Source organism: Epilithonimonas sp. UC225_85 (genome assembly GCF_042695135.1).
In the GTDB taxonomy this organism is placed as follows: Bacteria; Bacteroidota; Bacteroidia; order Flavobacteriales; family Weeksellaceae; genus Epilithonimonas.
The window spans coordinates 283,951-301,795 of the sequence record NZ_CP170547.1 but is presented as its reverse complement, the minus strand read 5'-3'; the positions used below and the strand labels follow the sequence as shown (position 1 = coordinate 301,795).

Below are 17,845 nucleotides of genomic sequence, written 5' to 3'. Positions count from 1 at the left end.
ATGAAATATATATATTACAGTTCTATATTTCTCTCACATTTTGTCTGTGGACAGACTTGTTTATCTGATGTCGTCATTGTAACAGATAATTACTCAGTTGGTGTGACAAAATCTAGTACTTATGTTACGATCAGTTCATCCGTTAATGGTGCCGGTAGTGTAGAGCTAGACGGCGATCCGGTTAATGGATATGTTTTAATGAATCCCGGCTTCATAGCTTCGCCATCTCCTTCAGGAGCTTTTGTAGCACAAACTTTAGAATGTGGGAGCCTGGCTCCTCAAAAAATAAATATTGTTTCTAATGATGCTCCGTTTAATATAAAGGTTTACCCTAACCCAACGGAACAATTGGTCAATATTTCTTTTGGGAAACAAAACGACACAAGTTTTATTTTTGAAATTTATGACGCGAGCGGGAAAATACTTATTAATAAGAATATTAAAAAAGGAATAGAAATCTACAACATTGATATTTCTGATTTCGTCTCTGGCTCATATATTTATAAGATCAAATCTAATAGTTATATTAAAACAGGAATTATTATAAAGAAATAAAAATATACTTTTCAATAAAAAAAAGCGTCCTGAAATCTCGGGACGCTTTTGTTGTTTATTTAATTTTCGATAATGCATCTACCGTTTCTTCCAGATAGAAATCTCTTTCAAGATTTTTTCTCCAGTTTTCGGTTTTCTTAGCAAATGCCTCGTCTTTTTTAATTCTTTCCATTTCGTCCGGATGAAGTGTGAATTTCAATCCGTTATTGAATTTGTCCAAACCTTTAAACTTATCGATCTGCGCTTTACGCGTTTTCATCAGCTCATTGAATTTGGTTTGATTCAGCGTGATGGTTTCCTCTTTGTCAAGTGCTTCTTTCCATTCTGCAGATTCCTGTAACAATTTATAATTGATGTTATTAACAAGTTGCTTGTCAATCTCTGCCTGTAACTGAGGGACATTTAACGTCGTCAATTTCTTATAACTTGCCGTCTCAATTTTATCCCAAGGTAAAGCGAACTGATCAAAACGTTCTCCCACTTCTGCATAAGAGAAGAAATCTTTCATTTTGATGTCAGATTCCACACCTTTTCTCTGTGTAGATTCTCCGGTAATTCTGTAGAATTTTTGGATGGTCAGCTTCAAAGAACCGAAATCATCATTGGTATTCAAAAACCTGTTAAGTTCAACAAAGGTTTGTACAGTTCCTTTTCCGAAAGAACTTGGTGAACCTATTATAGCAGCTCTTCCGTAATCCTGCATAGCACCAGCAAGAATCTCGGATGCAGATGCAGATAATTCATTTTGCATAATTACAAGTGGACCTGTCCAGATGGGTTCGTTGGATTTGTTGCTCAGAACCTGAACTTTTCCACGACTGTCTTTCACTTGTACGTAAGGACCGGCATTCATAAACAATCCCATAATGTCGCCAACTTCTGTCAAAGAACCTCCACCGTTACTTCTAAGATCCAGGATGATGCCTTCTACATTTTCTTTTTTAAGCTTGATCAGTTCAGCTTTGATATCGTCAGATGCATTCCTTCCTTTCGGGTCATCAAAATCGACATTGAAACTTGGAAGATAGATGAATCCATATTTTTTTCCGTTTTTTCCTGTAACAGCGATACTTCTTGCGAAAGTGTCTTCTATAGCCACTTCTTCACGGATCATGGTCACTTCTTTGATGGTTTTGTCCTTTTTCTCGACAGTCAAAGTTACAGGTGTTCCTTTTTCGCCACGGATCAGCCTTACTGCTTCGTCAGATAACATCCCGACAACATTTACCGGTTCTTCATTAGGTTTTGATCTGACTTTCAATATCTTATCGCCCTCTGCCAATTGTTTTGATTTCCAGGCTGGTGCGCCAATTGTAAGCGCTCCCAAATATAGAAAACCTCTTTTTTCCTGGATCAAAGCACCAATTCCAATTACTTTTCCGGTAAAATTCATATCAAATTCTTCCTTGCTTTTTGGAGAAAAATAACTGGTGTGAGGATCAAATGTTTCGGTATATGCATTCATATAAACAGAAAACCAGTCCATTTTTTTTCTTTTCTTGAATCTTCTGAAAGAATCAGTGATCAGGTCCTTTACTTCTGCCGTTGCTTTCTCACGTTTCTTTTCCATAGAAAGCGGCGCATATTTTATAGTGTCGGGCAGTTTATTGTTAACAACAGAATCTTTCTTTTTTTTCTGAGATTCTTCTTTGCTATTCAGCGTTTCAATTTCCTGAAGAATGTTGTACTTGATGTATTTTTTCCACTCGTTGTACTGTTCTTTTGCATCAGCAGGATTTACTCTTTTCTTTGGTTCAAGGATCAATTCATCGTTTTCATCCAGGTTAATTGGTTTGGAAAGAATATCCTGAGCCATTTTATCGATCTCATCTACACGTTGGTAGAGACGGTCAACAGTCAGTTTATAAAAAACAAGATTCCCGTTGTTCAGGTAATCATCCAGTTTTGTATAATGTTTTTTGAACTCGTCCATATCGGATTGCAGAAAATATCTTTTGGATGCATCTACATCTTCCATATATTTATCAAAAACATCTTGTGAATAAGCGTCATTAATAGGTTTCGGACTGTAATGAAGGTATGAAAGTGTATTTTTAACGCTTACCATAATGGTCTGCATTTTTTCATCATCATTTTGAGGAGAATTGAAACAAAACATCAGCGTCATCAGCGGCGCAAACATCAGCAGTTTCTTGAACTTGATTTTTTTGAACATAAATTTTAAAAGTGGCTTTACAATCTATTTAAATTAGATTTTTTAATATTATTTTTTTGCTGATTAAGCAAATTTTGCAGATTTAAACTTTAATCCTGATCTGCTAAATCCATATAATCTTCGAATAAATTTCCGATATTTTATAAAAATATGAAAAGTTGTTTAATCTTTGGTTTTGATTAGTCAAAATTTTCTTTTGAATGTTACGTTGGTATTCAAAAACGAAACCAAATTTAACACCTTATTTTATTTTACTCATTATAAATTGGTTATTTTTGAGATAATTTTGAAAATGTCGCAAAAAGCGAAAAATATAAAATAAGATTTATGAGCAAACCATTGATACTGGTAACCAATGATGATGGCATCACAGCACCTGGAATTAGAAAATTAATTAGCATTGTAAACGAAATCGGCGACGTCATAGTAGTCGCTCCCAACTCCCCTCAAAGCGGCAAAGGACACGCTATCACAATCAATTCAACTTTAAGTTTTGAAGAACTGAATCTTGATGGTCCTCAGAGAGATTTTTCCTGTTCCGGAACACCTGTGGACTGTGTGAAAATGGCTTTGGACAAGATCCTTCCAAGAAGACCGGATCTGGTGGTTTCCGGAATCAATCACGGTGCGAATTCTTCCATCAATGTTATCTATTCCGGGACGATGTCTGCTGCTGTAGAAGCCGGCGTCGAAGGTCTGCAGGCGATTGGTTTTTCTCTTGCCGATCTGAAATGGGAAGCAGATTTTGATCAGGCTGAAGATTTCATCAGGGAAATTATTCTGAAAACTCTGGAAAATCCGATGCCAAAAGGAGTTGTACTGAATGTTAATATTCCTAACCTTAAAAAAGAAGAGATCAAAGGGATCAAAGTCTGCAAGCAGGCCAATGCAAAATGGGAAGAAAGCTTCGACGAAAGAACCAATCCGCACGGTAAAAAATACTACTGGCTGACGGGCTATTTCAATAATATGGATGAGTCCGAAGATGCTGATGAAACGGCTTTGGCAAATGGATTTTTAAGCATTGTTCCTGTGAAATTTGATATGACCGCTTATGAATATATGCAGGAACTGAATTCTGTCTATCAATAAAAATTATTGGATGGAATTTATCAAACAATTTCTTCTTTCCAAGAATATTCCTTTGGACGAAAAACAATGGAAAGAATTCACAAAAATGAATATCAGAACAGAATATAAAAAGAAAGATCTGATTTTGAAAGTTGGCGAAGTCGAAAATTATCTGTCATTTGTAGAAACAGGAGCAGCCAGACTTTTTTTCATTAAAGAAAACAAAGAGTTGACCATCAGGTTTGTCTTTAATTATCAATATCTTACCGCTTATGATTCCTTAACACAAAGAACACCCTCCCGATGCAATGTGGAAGCTTTGACGGATATGGTCGTTTGGAGAGTTCATTACGATGATCTGCAGGAACTGTACAGATCGCACACTGTCGGCAATCTCATTGGGCGACTTACGGTTGAAAGACTGTATGTGGAAAAACTGGACAGAGAATTTTCTTTCCTTAGCGAGTCTGCAGAAGAAAGATATCTAAAAATGATGAAAGAACAGCCAGAACTTTTTCAACAGATTCCACTTAAACATATTGCCTCCTATATTGGAATCACACCACAGGCTCTCAGCAGGATAAGAAGACGAATTTCTTAACCATGGTTCATTTCAGGAGAACAAAATAAGAATTACATTTGTAAGGATTAATTCAGATCTCAAGATCCGAATGACGAGGAAAAGTGTTCAGGGAAATCTGGATGCTTTTTTTATTATTTATCTTTGCAGCAAGTTTTTTTAATATGATCGATCTGCCAGGGCTTGCCATCAAAAATTTTTTCAACAAAACAAGCAGGGGAAAACTATATGTCCACGACACTTTTGGGCCAAAGGTAGAGATGCCGGTTTCTGTCTATTTCCGGAACGAAAAACAATTGCCAAAACTTGAGAAAAAGGCGCTTGATCTCTGCATAGGAAAAATTCTTGATATAGGAGCCGGCGCAGGAAGCCACGCTTTGATTCTTCAAAATAACAATTTTGATGTTACAGCTTTAGAAATATCTCCGGCTGCCTGTGAAGTGATGGAGAGCCGGGGTTTACAGAAAGTGGTCTGCGAAGATATATTCAATTATAATGGTGAAAAATTCGATACGCTTCTCCTTTTGATGAACGGAATTGGTCTTTGCGGTGATTTATCCGGTTTAAGAAAGTTCCTTAGAAAAGCGGAAGTTTTGCTTAAGGAAAATGGTATTTTAATCTTTGATTCTTCTGATATCGGTTATATGTACGAAGATGATGAACTTCCTAAAGATAAATATTACGGCGAAGTTTCCTGCCGGTACGAATATCAAAAGGAAGTAACCAATTGGTTCAATTGGCTTTATATTGATGAACAGACTTTAGAAAAAATTGCTTCTGAAGAAGGCTGGAAAACAGAATTAATCTATCAGGATGAAAATGATCAGTATCTCGTGAAACTATATAAGAACTAAAAAACCGCCAATTTAAAGGCGGTTTTTATTATTGATTTAATACCTAAAATCTAGTTAAAAGCATTATCATAAGTCATAGATGAGAAATCGATTTTCAGGATTGCCTTAGAATCTATTGGATTTCCATTGCATTTTGCTGGCGTCCATGTTTTGTTTACTTTTTTTGCTGCTTCTTTCAGATCATTAAGGAATGTTTCACTTTTTTCAACTTTGGGACCGGCTTCCAATTTGGAAAGAACACCGTCTTTTGTAATATCCATCTTCACGAAAAATAATCCATTCACAACATAAGTATTCCAGTTGACATTTTCCTGGAGTTTCTCTTTCAGTTCTTTGATGTAGGCAGCAGAACCTCCCGGATATTTTAGACTTTTGAATTTCGCAGGATCACAGGTATTATCTTTAATCTGATAGATACCTCTCACACTGTAGCCAACAGAACTCAGCGAGTTATCCATTAATGGAATGTCATTTAAAGATTCTTCAACGTCATTGTTGGTCTGAGCCAAAGCCAATGAACTTATCAATAAGCTTAATGAAAGTAATAATGATCTCATAGAATTTGATTTTGAATTTTATGAAAGAAAATTTATGCCAAACAACGCTGATTCAGAATTATTTACAAGACTTCGATCTGATTTTTCAGAAGATCTTCGAACTCGTCTCTTTTTCTGATGAGGTGTGCTTTCCCATCCAGGAACATCACTTCTGCAGGTTTCAGTCTGGAATTGAAATTAGAACTCATCTCAAAACCATAAGCACCGGCATTTCTGAAAACAATGATGTCACTTTCCCTTACTTCATTTATTTTTCTGTCCCAGGCAAAAGTATCTGTCTCACAGATGTTTCCGACAACTGTGTAGATTCTTTCCGGCCCTTTCGGATTGGATAGATTTTCGATGATGTGATAAGAATCGTAGAACATCGGACGGATCAAATGATTGAAACCGGAATTAACACCCACGAAAACTGTCGCTGTAGTTTGCTTAATGACATTCGATTTTACTAAGAAATGACCGCTGTCACTCACAAGGAATTTCCCTGGCTCAAACCAAAGCTGGAATTTCTTCCCAGATTCTTCTTCATATTTTTTGATGGCATTTCCTACTTTTTTTCCAAGTGCTTTCACATCAGTTTCTATTTCGCCATCTTGGTAAGGCACTTTGAAGCCGCTTCCCATATCCAGATATTTCAAATTTGGAAAATGCTCTGCCAGTTCAAACATAATTTCAAGACCTTGAAGGAAAACGTCCGGGTCTTTGATCTCACTTCCGGTGTGCATATGAAGACCCTCAACATTCAAGTTTGTAGATTTCATCACACGTTCGATGTGACGCATTTGATGAATCGAAATTCCGAATTTGGAATCGATATGTCCAGTCGAGATTTTGTGATTCCCGCCGGCATAAATATGCGGATTGATTCTCACAAAAATCGGATAAGAGCCACCATATTTGTTTCCAAATTGCTCAAGAATCGAGATATTATCGATATTGATGTGAACTTTATGAGACATTGCTTCCTCAATCTCAGCCAAGTCAACACAGTTTGGCGTGAAGAGGATTCTGTCGTTTGAGAAACCAGCTTTCAGGCCCAGTTTCACTTCGTTGATAGACACGCAATCCAAAGATGCGCCGAGTTTTTCTACGTACTTCAGGATATTGATGTTGGTCAAAGCCTTTGCAGCGTAGAAAAAACGCGTGGTCTTCGAGAAAGAAGAGGTCAGCTTTTTATACTGCTCGCTGATGGAATTAACGTCATAAACATACACGGGCGTCCCGAATTCTTTTGCTATACTTAGCAAGTCCTGATTGGTCATAATCGTAGATTTTTAAAAATAAAAAGGCAGATTCTTATATAAAGAGTCTGCCGCAATAGATATCTTATGCACGCAACTCCTTATACATTCCAAACCTTAGAGAACCTTACAGCTCCCTTTTTTCCGATTTTGCTTTGTTTAAAATATTGCATGAATTGTTGTTAATAAAATTTTGGCAAAATTAGAGTTTATCTGTAAATCTCGCAATTTTTGGATTGATTTTTATTTTAGAGAAAGAAATTCTATTAATATAAAAATACCATTTCAGATATGATAATCACTTCTGAAATGGTATTCAACGATTTAAACTTTAATTATTTCAAGGATTTGATAGCATCTTCGATTACTGACAAAACTTCTTTTGGATGAGAAAGCATTACCACGTGGCTACCTTCGATTTCTGTAATTTTTGCATTGGCTCTTTTTGCCATTGTTCTTTCCAAGTCTGGGTCTATGCTTCTGTCGCTTTTTGCTACTACATACCAGCTAGGTTTGGTTTTCCAGGCAGGCTCACCACTTTTTTCTCCAAAAACGCTTTGTGCTCCCGGCGTTTGTGTAGCATAGATGAATTTTTGCTGTACTATTGGTAAATCCTGTGCAAAGGCATTTTTCACGCCTTCTTCTGATAAATACAATGTACCATCAACAGGAACCAAATATTTTCCTAAATCATTTGGTTTGCCAGTCGCAGATAAACTGCTAATTGACTCTCCTAAATCTGGTACCAACGCAGCGATATAAACCAAACCTACAACTTTCGGGTCATTTCCTGCTTGTGTAATGACGATTCCACCCCAAGAATGCCCTACCAAAATCACTTTCCCTTTTGCCAGACTGATGGCTTTTTTTGTAGCTTCTACATCTCCTCCAAGTGAAGCCACTTGGTTTTGAACAGACATTACAGGATATCCTTTAGCCTGCAATGCTGTGATTTGGTTACTCCAAGATGAGCCGTCCGCCCAGATTCCGTGTACGAAAATAATAGTTGGTTTTTCATCTGTTTTCTGTTGTGCAAAAATTGCAGTGCTGAATAGCATTAATACTAAAAGTGCGAAGTTTTTTATTGTTTTCATTTTGTTTAAATTTAAAATTAATGGATTTGTTTGAAAGGTTTATTTAGAAGCTATTAGCCAAAGCTAACCACCATCAGCTTATTAAGCTATAAAATGCGCTTCTGAGCTGATTGGAATATTGAGAACTTTAGAGATAAGGCAATTTTGTTCTGCGCCTTTGGTAATCGCTTCAAATACTTCTGCTGTAATTCCAGATACAGAACCTGTAATGTTGAGATGAACCGCTGTGATGCTCAAGCCTTCCATTGATACTGTAGCTTCCGTGTCGAGTGCTGTTGCGCTTAGACCCTTTTCTGTCAGAATGGCGCTCACTGCCATTGTAAAACAACCTGCGTGTGCTGCTGCTAATAATTCTTCCGGATTGGTTCCGGTTTCTTCTCCGGTAAAACGGGTTTTAAAACTGTAGTTGGTTTGATTGAGGATTCCACTTTGTGTAGACAGATTTCCTTTTCCTTCTTTTAGATTTCCTGCCCAATGTGCATTTGCTGTACGTTTCATTTTTTTTATTTTTAAAATTGTTTGTCGTTATTGACAGTACAAAGATGCGATGCAAAAAAGAAAAGTATTTTGTAGAAAAGTTCAATTATTTGTCGATTTGGTTCAATCGAAAATTGGAAGGGGAAACATTATATTTATCGTGAAAACTCTTGGTAAAATTGGCCAAATCATTAAAGCCGCTTTCAAACGCGATATCAGTAATTCGGTTATTTGTTTTTAACAATAGTTCGCTGGCTTTTTCCAGACGTTTGGTTTTGATATAGTTTGCAGGCGTGTCATTATAGAGCTTCGCAAACTCTCTTTTAAAAGACGACAAGCTTAGATTACAATAATCAGCGAGCGTTTCCATTGTAATCGGCGAGAAAATATTGGCCTCAATAACTTGTTTGAATGTATAAATAACCGGCGAAAATAATTGCGATAAAATCACCTGAATGGCTTCTGCATTCTTGGTTTGTGAGAGTAGAATAATGATTTCTTTCAATTTAAGAATCAAAATATCATCATTGATTAAAGCTGGATTCTCAAAATAAAATAAAAGACCTTCTATATATTTATTAATGAGAAAATCATTGCTGATGTGTTCGCTCGTTTTTCGGGTAATCGTATTTTTCGGATTTTGTAAGATGGCAGGCAATTCTCTATCGTACACTTTTTTTAGAATTTCCGGATGGAAGTGTATCAGTAAAATCTCATTGCTGCTTTTCTCGCCAACTTTTACCATCGTATTTCCAATATTCCTGCAATTAAGCAAAATGGATTCCTGCGCCGGAATATTTTCTACTTTATCATCTATGGTATATTGCAAATCATTCTGCAACATATAATGGAAACAGGCATTTTCGGCAATCGGCATTTCATGCTGGAATGGCGAATCGAACTTTAACACTTCAATAAAAGTCTTATCTAATAGGTCGTATTTTTTGTGGCCTGTTATCATTTTGTTTTAAAGATAAATCCGATTTGTCTAAAAATTATTCTATAGAGAGTGATTTAATAAATGATTATTTCTTTTTCAAAGGTAGCAAATAAATTATCCCAATATTACTTTTTGGAATACCTTCCAATTTGTTCTTTGTCAATCTAGCATTGTATCCATACACGATTTTCACACGCATCAGTCCAAATCCGATTTCCGGACGGAAGTACAAATTAGAATTTTTAAAATCCGTATAATAAATCAGATTGGCCCCTAAAGCTATTGCTCCAACTCCTCCAGAAATCCAACCTCCGATTTTTGGACCGATGATGAAGTTCTTTCCAGTCAGCAAATTAACTTCAGTCGAAATAAAATAAGCGGAAGAAAGCAGATGATGACCATCTGTAGAATTCTTGTATTTTGCCAAACCAACTTCTGCAAAGAGAGAATTTTTCCAAAAATTAATTCCAGTAAGAACTGATAATTGTTTTTCGGTTTTTATTGAATCTATTACAGATTGAGCAGAAATATTGGTATTCAGCAAACAAAAAGATTAAAACAAAAAATTGAAATATTCTTCTCATTAAATTTTATTTTCCAGGAAGCGGAGAAATCTCAAACTCATTCCTCAAAAGTGCCAACTGCAAATCATTTTGTAAATCCTGAGAGAATCTTGAAACGGGCAGCATCAGTTTTTTAATCTTCTCCAAAGACTGAATCTGATGGTACAAATCGTAAAACCCAAATCCGGTTAGTTTTCCGTTTTCCAGAATCAGAAAAGACTTTTCACCCAAAGTTCTACCCGATGAAGTCCAGATCTCATTTCTTTTTTTGAGATTGATTTTCTGCGTGAATTCTATAAAATCTTTTAGTTCCGGTTTCGATTTGATATAATTGATGGCTTTCAAACCTTGTGTAAAACTTTTGAACCTCAACAACGGTTTTTCTTCCATGTCTTTTTTGATCTTTTCCAGGATATATCTGTTCTTTCTGTAGAATAATCCGAAAGGCAACAGTTGTCTTTTATTGATGCCTTTATTTTGAATCATTAGTTTGGCAATCAGGTCTGTACCGGTCAATTCGTAGGAGGTCAACTCTGTGTCTTCCTGTATGCTTTTATACTTTTTCAGGTCAGATTCAAATATTTTTTTTGCAGATTTATAAAGATCTTCAACTACGTCGGAATAAATAATTTTCCCCTCCGAATTCTGGAAATATAAAATACCTCGTTCATTCGGAAGATCTTCTGTCAACAACTGGATTTTGCTAAGGTAATTTTTTGCCTGATTTTCTTCCTGTTGAGATTGGATGATTTCGTTCTTGTTGTCCTTGATCATCAGTAATTTAAACAGATCCAAAGTTGCTCTTGCGTCCCCGCTTGCCCGGTGCGCTTCTGTCAGTGGAATTCCTATAGATTTACAAAGCTTGCTCAGGGAATAACTTTTCTCTTCCGGGATTAGTTTTTTAGCTAAAGGAATTGTATCCAAAGTGTTGATATTGAAGTCGTAACCAAGGCGTTTGAACGATTGGCGAAGCATCCTGTAATCGAAGTCGATGTTATGGCCAACCAATGTAGAATCCTGCGTGATTTCTACCACACGTTTTGCAATTTCGTGAAACTTCGGGGCTGTTAACACCATTTTTGACGAGATTCCTGTCAATTTCTGAACGAAAGCCGAGATCTCATCTTCCGGATTCACGAGGGAGATAAACTGGTCTGTAATCTCGTGACCGTCAAAACGATAGATCGCAATTTCTATGATGCTTTCCTTCCGGAAAGGAGCGCCGTTACTTTCTATGTCTATTACTGAATACATTGGTTTTTGCAGAAATTGGATCGTTTTTTATTAGAAGGTATAAATTACTGTCTTGCATTATAATTATAAAGATATTGACTAATTGTTTAAGCAAAAAGAGTAGAAGAGTAATTTTTTAGATAATCGTATGATGCCTGAATGTATTCTGCTTTAAAAAGTTCTTTTTTACGTGTATTCCATATTGCAGCAGCAGCCACTTCATCGAAAGAGTAATTCGGATTTTGTGCTATTATAAAATCAACGGTTGCTAAAATTTCTAATGAAAGTTCAGAAGTAAATCCAGCAAGAAATTGAACAAGACTTTTTACCCTTTGAGCATCTTGAAAAGAAAGCTCATTATTGACATATTTTTTGACATCATTCCATTTTTCGTAATTTAATTGTAACGGTTCAAATGGCTTTGCATTTCCTTGTTCCATTCCTTTAAGATATACGCCATTCATGTGATAAAGAACTTTCTCTACACCTATAGCAAAAGGTCCATAGTGATATGGTTGAAAATTAAGATTTAGTTTTTGTCCCTTCCGTTGTAAAAAATACGCTAATTTATTTGCTGCAAATAAAGTGCTGTATTCGCCCATACTTTCAAATGCAAACATGACATAGAGTAATGATGCGCGAGCGGGGGTCAATTTTATTTCTTTTCTTACTTCTTGTTTTTGTAAAATAGCTTTAATATCTGCGTTGGGTTCATATATCATTATATGAGTATCCATTCCTTGTAAAGCTTTCTCAATCATTGGTTTTACTTTATTCCAGTCTAGTCCGCCATTGCCACTTCCTAAGGGAGGTATTGCTACACTTTTGATATTTTCTTTTATTAGTAATTCTCGCAACGCTATAAGTCCCCTTTCAATATATTCATATTTAGAGGGATTGCGCCAATGCACTTTAGTAGGAAAATTGATGATTAATTTTCTGCCCAGTTGTAGGTTTTCATCCCAAACGGCCAAGAGTTTCCCAGGTTCCAGCTCTTTATTTTTGCATGCTTCTTTATATGCTTTGTTATTGCTTAGGAATGCTTCTCTGAATTGCAATGCTATCCCCTTACCCATTATACCTACTGTGTTCACGGTATTTACCAATGCTTCTGCCCCAGATTGCATCATATCACCTTTTAATGTATCTATCATTTTAAAAGAAATATAGCGGCTGGATATTTACAGCCAGATTAATATTATTTTGTTTTAGAACATCAGTTACGATTTCTGCTGCCTGCTGGTTGTATACATTCAGTGACTCAACACTTGTCAACGGCACTTGTGATTGCACCAAAAACTCTGCCTGATACTTCCGTGATCTATCAGGATCATCTGCATCATTTTTAAAATTACTTTCCTGAATACATTCCCAGTCAATTGCATCCAAAAAATTCAAATTATTAAAATGCTTTGTCAAACTGTTGTTCCCTTGACCGTCTGTGAAAAACCACTTTGGTAATGTTGCCAGATCAGAAATTAAACAGCGGACAACCAATATTTCGCTTCGGTCTCTTTTGGGGACTAAAGGATGCCAATAACCTGTGATGATGTTATATAACATTATAGATTTCGGAGTGAAGTAAAAGGGTACATAATCACCAATCATACCATAATTACCAATTCTAACGGATGTTGTATCTCTGATATCTATAATCTCTGAGTTACCAATGTTTATATAATTATTATTAGCTTGTTGATGATGCTTATTAACAATACCGTTTTGCAACAAAAGAGACAAATTGTTGATATGTGTAATGCGATAACAAAATGTTCTTCGTTGGTTAATCATTATCCTTGTGTATCAAGATTTATTGTTCTGATTTTTTTTACAATTGCAAAAGCATTATTTATTATTCAATGCAACTTTATGCAGATTCTGATATAATTGCTAAACTATCAATTTTTTTAAAAAAAGCAACATGCTTTTTAAATTATTTGCAACCTTACCATTGTTAGCTTTCTATTTTATGAATCTGTTTATAAACGCCCAACTGCGTTTTTAGACTATTGATCTCTGCATCCTTCTCCTGAAGCAGCTCTAGCAGTTCTTTTTCTTTTTTAGTCTGGTAATCTATACCCAGGCGTTCGCCAAGCTGCATCAGGAAGTTATGGTTCGCCGCCTGACTTATGCGCCAGAGGATCCCAAACTGAAATGAGGGTTGTTTGAAATACTGGTTGAGCGTTGTTGGCAAAATATCCAGAAAAGTAGAGATTTCCTTTTTCCTGGTATTGTTTTGTTTGAAATGCCAATTGATAAAATTACCCAAGGCAGGCGGATCATCCAGTCGCTTTTCAAGATATTTTTTCTTTAACTCTATCATTATCGAAGTATTGTTGAGCAAATTTAAAATAAATTCTTGTAAATTGGTTTATATAACCAACTCAGTTGGTGTTTTTTGATATTAATTCTGGTTTAAAAACCTACTAGGTTAGTTTAAAACACAATATTAATGTGTTTTTTAAATAACTAAATTATGCTTAATAACCAACTTAGTTGGTTTAAAATATATAATAAATAATGTTTTATAACCATATTACTTGGTTATTAAGCATAATTTAGTTGGTTTAATTAACCAATAAAATGATTTATAATTAAATTTAGTGACTCTAAACTCGTTGCCGGAAAATATTTTGCTTAGTCCAATTATAACATAGTTGGCAGCTTGCACGGACAATCAAAAAATATTAAAAAAAAAGTCGGAAAATGTTTTTGTAAACTTTCCGACTATTGCCTGTTAATTTTTATGATCTATCCGGGATTGGTAGGAGGTGTTCCTGCGCCGCCCTGCCCGGCGAAACGCTGTTTCAGCTGGTTGTAGATGCTGTCGGTTCCCGGCACGCCGGCTTCTGCTGCGGATGCAAAAAGTTTGTATAGGGTCAGTGCGCCCACGTAAGCCTCGCTGCCGGCAAGCAGCTGTGTATCCTCCAGTTTTTCCAATAGTTGTTTTACGAGAGCAATCACCTCATCCAGCTGACTGAAGAGGCTGAGGTCGGTTTGCATCACAGAGGGAGCAACGTAGGCGGGCAAGACGCTGGCATTGTTGACGCCTGCCGAGATGGCATCTTCTGTAAAAGCTTTGTTGCTCACATCGATCGCAGGAAGGCTGATACGCTCGTCCGTTGTAAGACCGATAAGAAATGGCAGGTTGGTAAGGATGGTTTGAAGTGCTGTTTTCACTGCAGCAATCTGTGCGGGGGTTGCCGTAATGTTTAGGCGATTGTTGGTAAGGTTTGACATGTTGATTTGTGTTTTTTGGATTAAGTAATTGATTATTCCTTCTTTTCTATATTGAAATTAAAAAGTTCTTGTACGTTTATTTTCAGCGCTTTTGAAAGTGCATAAACAGTACTGATTGTGGTATTTATTTCACCTCTTTCAATCCTGCCTATTTGAGAAATTGGTATATCTGAAGAATTGGCTAATTCTTCTTGAGCTATTTTATTTTCGGTTCTTAATTTTTTAAGATTAATACCAAAAGCCTTTATATATTCTATGTCTCTCACATTGTTCACTTAGCAAAAGTGAGAGATGATTAATAAAATAATAAACGCATATATGCGCTATTTAAAATTATTTTATATATTTGAAAAAAATAAATTACTTTTAACAACTTAAAACACACTTATGAGAAAAAAATTATGCAATGCACGCGTTTTTGCGTTAGCATTTTTATTGTTTCTGTTTTCCTGCAGGAATGATAATTTTAACCCCAATGACTCCAGCAGTCAGCAGGCTATGAAATTCCGGGTCATCCCCGAATCTGAAATCCCGCAGATTATGAATGCGTTGCAGGCGAAAACAAACAATTTCAAAGTCCCTCTCAAAAAACGTTCTTCCGCCACCGGGAAGACGGAAACCGTCTTTGGGGATGTCATCACAAGCTACATTATCGAAAGCAAAAACGAAAGCGATGATCTTTATTACACTTTCCCCATACTTCCAAAATCCGGAGACGACTCTGAAGCTTATAATCTGGTCGTGAAAGCAGACAACAGCGAGGATATAGCATCTGCCAAAGTGGTGGAATATGTACCCACTTCCGAATGGCAGCAGAGGGGAAATAATGATTACCTAAAATATTCGGGCACCGTGAATTATTATTCTTTGGACGGGAATCTGGAAGGCAGTGTGTCGTATCTTACCGGAACTCCTAAGTGTCCTCCTGATCCTCCTTGTCCGGATTGTCCTACCAATCCACAAGGGCCAGGAGGAGGAGGACCGGGTAACGGTGGAGGCGGCGGAACCGGCGGTGGCGGTACTGGCGGCGGCGGTGGAAATCCTGGCGGTGGCGGAACTGGAGGTGATGGTCCCACTGGAACTGGTGGACCTGTAGGTTATCCAGATACCGGAGGAGGCACAACTGGAGGCGGCACAACAGGTGGTGGCACAACAGGTGGTGGCACAACGGGTGGAGGAACAACTGGAGGAGGAACAACTGGCGGAGGCACAACAGGTGGAGGAACAACGGGTGGAGGAACAACTGGTGGAGGGTCAACCGGTGGAGGAGGTGAGCAATGCGAAGAATGTGATGGCTGGGACGATGAAGATAATTGTATTCATACGATTATGGTGGCATGCACTGGTGCCTTCACTGCTAACAGAATAGCGGCTCCTACTTGTGGCAATGAGGATGACACCCCCGCTGGTGGTGTAGTGATTACAACAGAGGAGGATATTTGTAAAAAAATAAAATCACTAACTAATAATAATGCTACCTATAAAAATAATGTAACCTATCTGCAAGGCAAAACTGGGGATGACCATGAAAGTGGCTTCCGAACCAATCTTCCTGCTCCCAATGCTGCTTTTAACCAATTGCTTCAAAATATACCGGGTAGTAATAACGTAGATATGAAGGTTTTTGCAAATACTTATGGGATTATGCACTCACATTATGATGGTTTGTTTCCTATATTTTCCCCAGGAGATATTTTGTTCTTTAATCAATGGGTTAATTATGTTTACAATAATAATCAGGTAACCAATCCGAGCACTCCTATTCCTCCTTTAGAAAATATTTTCTTTACCTTAGTTACAAGTAACGGCAATTATATGCTTAGGTTTGATGCAAGTATGACGCCTAACCAGTTGCCTACATATACGCAAGCTGAGTTTGATGATTTGAATAGGAAGCAAGTAAATGATTATTTAGACAAAGCTAAAAGTGTTGGGAATGTAAGTGGTGATGTAAACTTTGATATGGATATGCTCGAAAAAGAATTTCTCAAATTTGTAAAAGACAAAATGAATATACAAGGTATGAAGCTCTATAAAACCGAAAGTAATGGAACTAATACAGAAATATATCTGGAAAATGGCAACAGAAAAACTAAAAAATGTCCATAATTTTAAAATTAAACGAAATGAAAAAAATAATATTAATATTTGCAATCATAATATCACAACTATATTTTGCACAGGAATATCCCTTAGATTATAAAGGAGATGTTCCAAATAATGCATATTATAAAGATTTAAATGGAGAACTAAATAAATATGTAGGCCTTTGGAAAGGAGGCTGGAATGGAAAAACGATTTATTTAGAATTGAGGAAAATTAAAACATTTAATTCTGGAAGCAGCTCTTATTATAAAGATAGAATTTATGGAGAGAGGAAAATTATTGCCTCAAACGGTATAGTCGAAATTGACAGGATTTCTAATTTTGATTTACAAGATCCTGAATTTTGGGGTATGAGTACAAATTTGAAAAATGGAAATATTAAACGTATGTATTTTTATCCAAGGAATATGTGTAGGTTGCAGGCAACATTGGATATTATGAGTTTTACAGGAACACAAATGACCTTGCATATGGAGTATCTGCCAAATTTTAAGGATGACACCTGCCAGCATAATGCTTATATTGAACAATACAATGACTGGCCCATTAACTTTCCTAAGGATATTGTGTTAACGAAACAGTAAATAACAAAAGCCTCAGAAATGAGGCTTTATTCTATAATAATGAAAAACTGGATTCTCATATTACTATTATTTATCTTTTGTAGCTGTACTGCAAAATCTGTTAAATTGGGTTATTATATATCGACGTTGGATAATATAAAAGAGCTTCCGCCAACTGGAAAAGAATCTAAAATAATAGATTCGTTAAATCAAAAATCAAATGAATTTTCTGAAAAATGTAAAAGAGAAAATCTAAGTTGTTTTATTGATGAAGTTAAAACTTGGGCAGAATTTAAAGGAGGAGCAAATAATTTTCGAGAAGTATTATTTAATAATTTTAAGCTTCCCAAAAATGCATTGGAAGGAGAAAATCGTATTCGTGTAACTGTAGGAAAGAACAATAATCTTGAAAAAATAGAAATTCTTAAATATACTGATATCAATACGAAAGCTGCTGTTGAAGAAGTTTTTAAGCTAAAAGAATTAGATCATTGGGCATCAGCAAAAATTTATAATATCCCAGTAAGAACACAATTCGAAATAAGTATTTTTATAGTAGCTAATAATAATAAATAACAAAAGCCTCATTGCTGAG

General features: G+C 36.2%; 20 protein-coding genes. 7 read left to right on the top strand and 13 right to left on the bottom strand.

The window, feature by feature from the left end; all coding sequences use genetic code 11:
* Complete coding sequence (locus ACFJGY_RS01515; RefSeq protein WP_379967283.1) at nt 1-555, top strand: T9SS type A sorting domain-containing protein; 555 nt, start codon at nt 1-3, stop codon at nt 553-555.
* Between the two features lie 55 nt (nt 556-610).
* Here ACFJGY_RS01515 and ACFJGY_RS01510 read toward each other — a convergent pair whose 3' ends face one another.
* A complete protein-coding gene (locus ACFJGY_RS01510; RefSeq protein WP_379967280.1) occupies nt 611-2,731 on the bottom strand; it encodes a carboxy terminal-processing peptidase in 2,121 nt (706 codons plus the stop codon).
* Nucleotides 2,732-3,058: 327 nt separating this feature from the next.
* Here ACFJGY_RS01510 and surE point away from each other — a divergent pair, with 327 nt between their 5' ends.
* The 3 genes from surE to ACFJGY_RS01495 all read left to right on the top strand — a co-directional run bounded on the left by surE (nt 3,059) and on the right by ACFJGY_RS01495 (nt 5,236).
* Nucleotides 3,059-3,823: a 5'/3'-nucleotidase SurE gene (surE, locus tag ACFJGY_RS01505; protein WP_379967277.1), complete on the top strand. Its 765-nt coding sequence runs from the start codon at nt 3,059-3,061 to the stop codon at nt 3,821-3,823.
* A 10-nt stretch (nt 3,824-3,833) separates the two neighbouring features.
* Nucleotides 3,834-4,403 (top strand): Crp/Fnr family transcriptional regulator, encoded by a 570-nt coding sequence (locus tag ACFJGY_RS01500; RefSeq protein ID WP_379967274.1) that lies wholly within the window; start codon nt 3,834-3,836, stop codon nt 4,401-4,403.
* 143 nt (nt 4,404-4,546) lie between these two features.
* Complete coding sequence (locus ACFJGY_RS01495) at nt 4,547-5,236, top strand: class I SAM-dependent methyltransferase (RefSeq protein WP_379967271.1); 690 nt, start codon at nt 4,547-4,549, stop codon at nt 5,234-5,236.
* A gap of 50 nt (nt 5,237-5,286) precedes the next feature.
* Here ACFJGY_RS01495 and ACFJGY_RS01490 read toward each other — a convergent pair whose 3' ends face one another.
* From ACFJGY_RS01490 to ACFJGY_RS01435, 12 genes are all read right to left on the bottom strand, one after another.
* Nucleotides 5,287-5,793 (bottom strand): hypothetical protein, encoded by a 507-nt coding sequence (locus ACFJGY_RS01490; RefSeq protein ID WP_379967268.1) that lies wholly within the window; start codon nt 5,791-5,793, stop codon nt 5,287-5,289.
* A gap of 62 nt (nt 5,794-5,855) precedes the next feature.
* Nucleotides 5,856-7,055, bottom strand: a complete 1,200-nt coding sequence (gene lysA / locus ACFJGY_RS01485) for a diaminopimelate decarboxylase (protein ID WP_379967265.1) — start codon at nt 7,053-7,055, stop codon at nt 5,856-5,858.
* Nucleotides 7,056-7,369: 314 nt separating this feature from the next.
* Nucleotides 7,370-8,128, bottom strand: coding sequence for an alpha/beta hydrolase (locus tag ACFJGY_RS01480; RefSeq protein WP_379967262.1), 759 nt, complete (start codon nt 8,126-8,128; stop codon nt 7,370-7,372).
* Nucleotides 8,129-8,209: 81 nt separating this feature from the next.
* Nucleotides 8,210-8,626, bottom strand: a complete 417-nt coding sequence (locus tag ACFJGY_RS01475; RefSeq protein ID WP_379967259.1) for an OsmC family peroxiredoxin — start codon at nt 8,624-8,626, stop codon at nt 8,210-8,212.
* 85 nt (nt 8,627-8,711) lie between these two features.
* Nucleotides 8,712-9,566, bottom strand: a complete 855-nt coding sequence (locus ACFJGY_RS01470; RefSeq protein WP_379967256.1) for a helix-turn-helix transcriptional regulator — start codon at nt 9,564-9,566, stop codon at nt 8,712-8,714.
* Nucleotides 9,567-9,630: 64 nt separating this feature from the next.
* Nucleotides 9,631-10,089, bottom strand: coding sequence for a hypothetical protein (locus tag ACFJGY_RS01465; protein ID WP_379967253.1), 459 nt, complete (start codon nt 10,087-10,089; stop codon nt 9,631-9,633).
* Nucleotides 10,090-10,135: 46 nt separating this feature from the next.
* Nucleotides 10,136-11,362: a PolC-type DNA polymerase III gene (locus tag ACFJGY_RS01460; RefSeq protein ID WP_379967250.1), complete on the bottom strand. Its 1,227-nt coding sequence runs from the start codon at nt 11,360-11,362 to the stop codon at nt 10,136-10,138.
* An 86-nt stretch (nt 11,363-11,448) separates the two neighbouring features.
* Nucleotides 11,449-12,495: a macro domain-containing protein gene (locus tag ACFJGY_RS01455; RefSeq protein WP_379967247.1), complete on the bottom strand. Its 1,047-nt coding sequence runs from the start codon at nt 12,493-12,495 to the stop codon at nt 11,449-11,451.
* A 1-nt stretch (nt 12,496) separates the two neighbouring features.
* Nucleotides 12,497-13,132, bottom strand: coding sequence for a DUF4433 domain-containing protein (locus ACFJGY_RS01450; protein WP_379967244.1), 636 nt, complete (start codon nt 13,130-13,132; stop codon nt 12,497-12,499).
* Nucleotides 13,133-13,295: 163 nt separating this feature from the next.
* Nucleotides 13,296-13,664 (bottom strand): transcriptional regulator, encoded by a 369-nt coding sequence (locus ACFJGY_RS01445; protein WP_379967241.1) that lies wholly within the window; start codon nt 13,662-13,664, stop codon nt 13,296-13,298.
* 428 nt (nt 13,665-14,092) lie between these two features.
* Nucleotides 14,093-14,581, bottom strand: a complete 489-nt coding sequence (locus tag ACFJGY_RS01440) for a hypothetical protein (protein WP_379967238.1) — start codon at nt 14,579-14,581, stop codon at nt 14,093-14,095.
* Nucleotides 14,582-14,613: 32 nt separating this feature from the next.
* Entirely contained in the window at nt 14,614-14,847 is a 234-nt protein-coding gene (locus ACFJGY_RS01435; protein ID WP_379967235.1) for a helix-turn-helix domain-containing protein, read from the bottom strand.
* A 121-nt stretch (nt 14,848-14,968) separates the two neighbouring features.
* Here ACFJGY_RS01435 and ACFJGY_RS01430 point away from each other — a divergent pair, with 121 nt between their 5' ends.
* Genes ACFJGY_RS01430 through ACFJGY_RS01420 form a run of 3 tightly spaced genes read left to right on the top strand, consistent with a single transcriptional unit; the run spans nt 14,969 to nt 17,826 of the window.
* Nucleotides 14,969-16,690 (top strand): hypothetical protein, encoded by a 1,722-nt coding sequence (locus tag ACFJGY_RS01430; RefSeq protein ID WP_379967232.1) that lies wholly within the window; start codon nt 14,969-14,971, stop codon nt 16,688-16,690.
* Nucleotides 16,691-16,707: 17 nt separating this feature from the next.
* Nucleotides 16,708-17,271 (top strand): DUF6705 family protein, encoded by a 564-nt coding sequence (locus tag ACFJGY_RS01425; RefSeq protein ID WP_379967229.1) that lies wholly within the window; start codon nt 16,708-16,710, stop codon nt 17,269-17,271.
* A gap of 39 nt (nt 17,272-17,310) precedes the next feature.
* Nucleotides 17,311-17,826 carry a hypothetical protein gene (locus ACFJGY_RS01420; RefSeq protein ID WP_379967226.1) on the top strand — a complete coding sequence of 172 codons (516 nt, stop codon included), beginning with the start codon at nt 17,311-17,313 and terminating at the stop codon, nt 17,824-17,826.
* Nucleotides 17,827-17,845 lie beyond the last annotated feature (19 nt).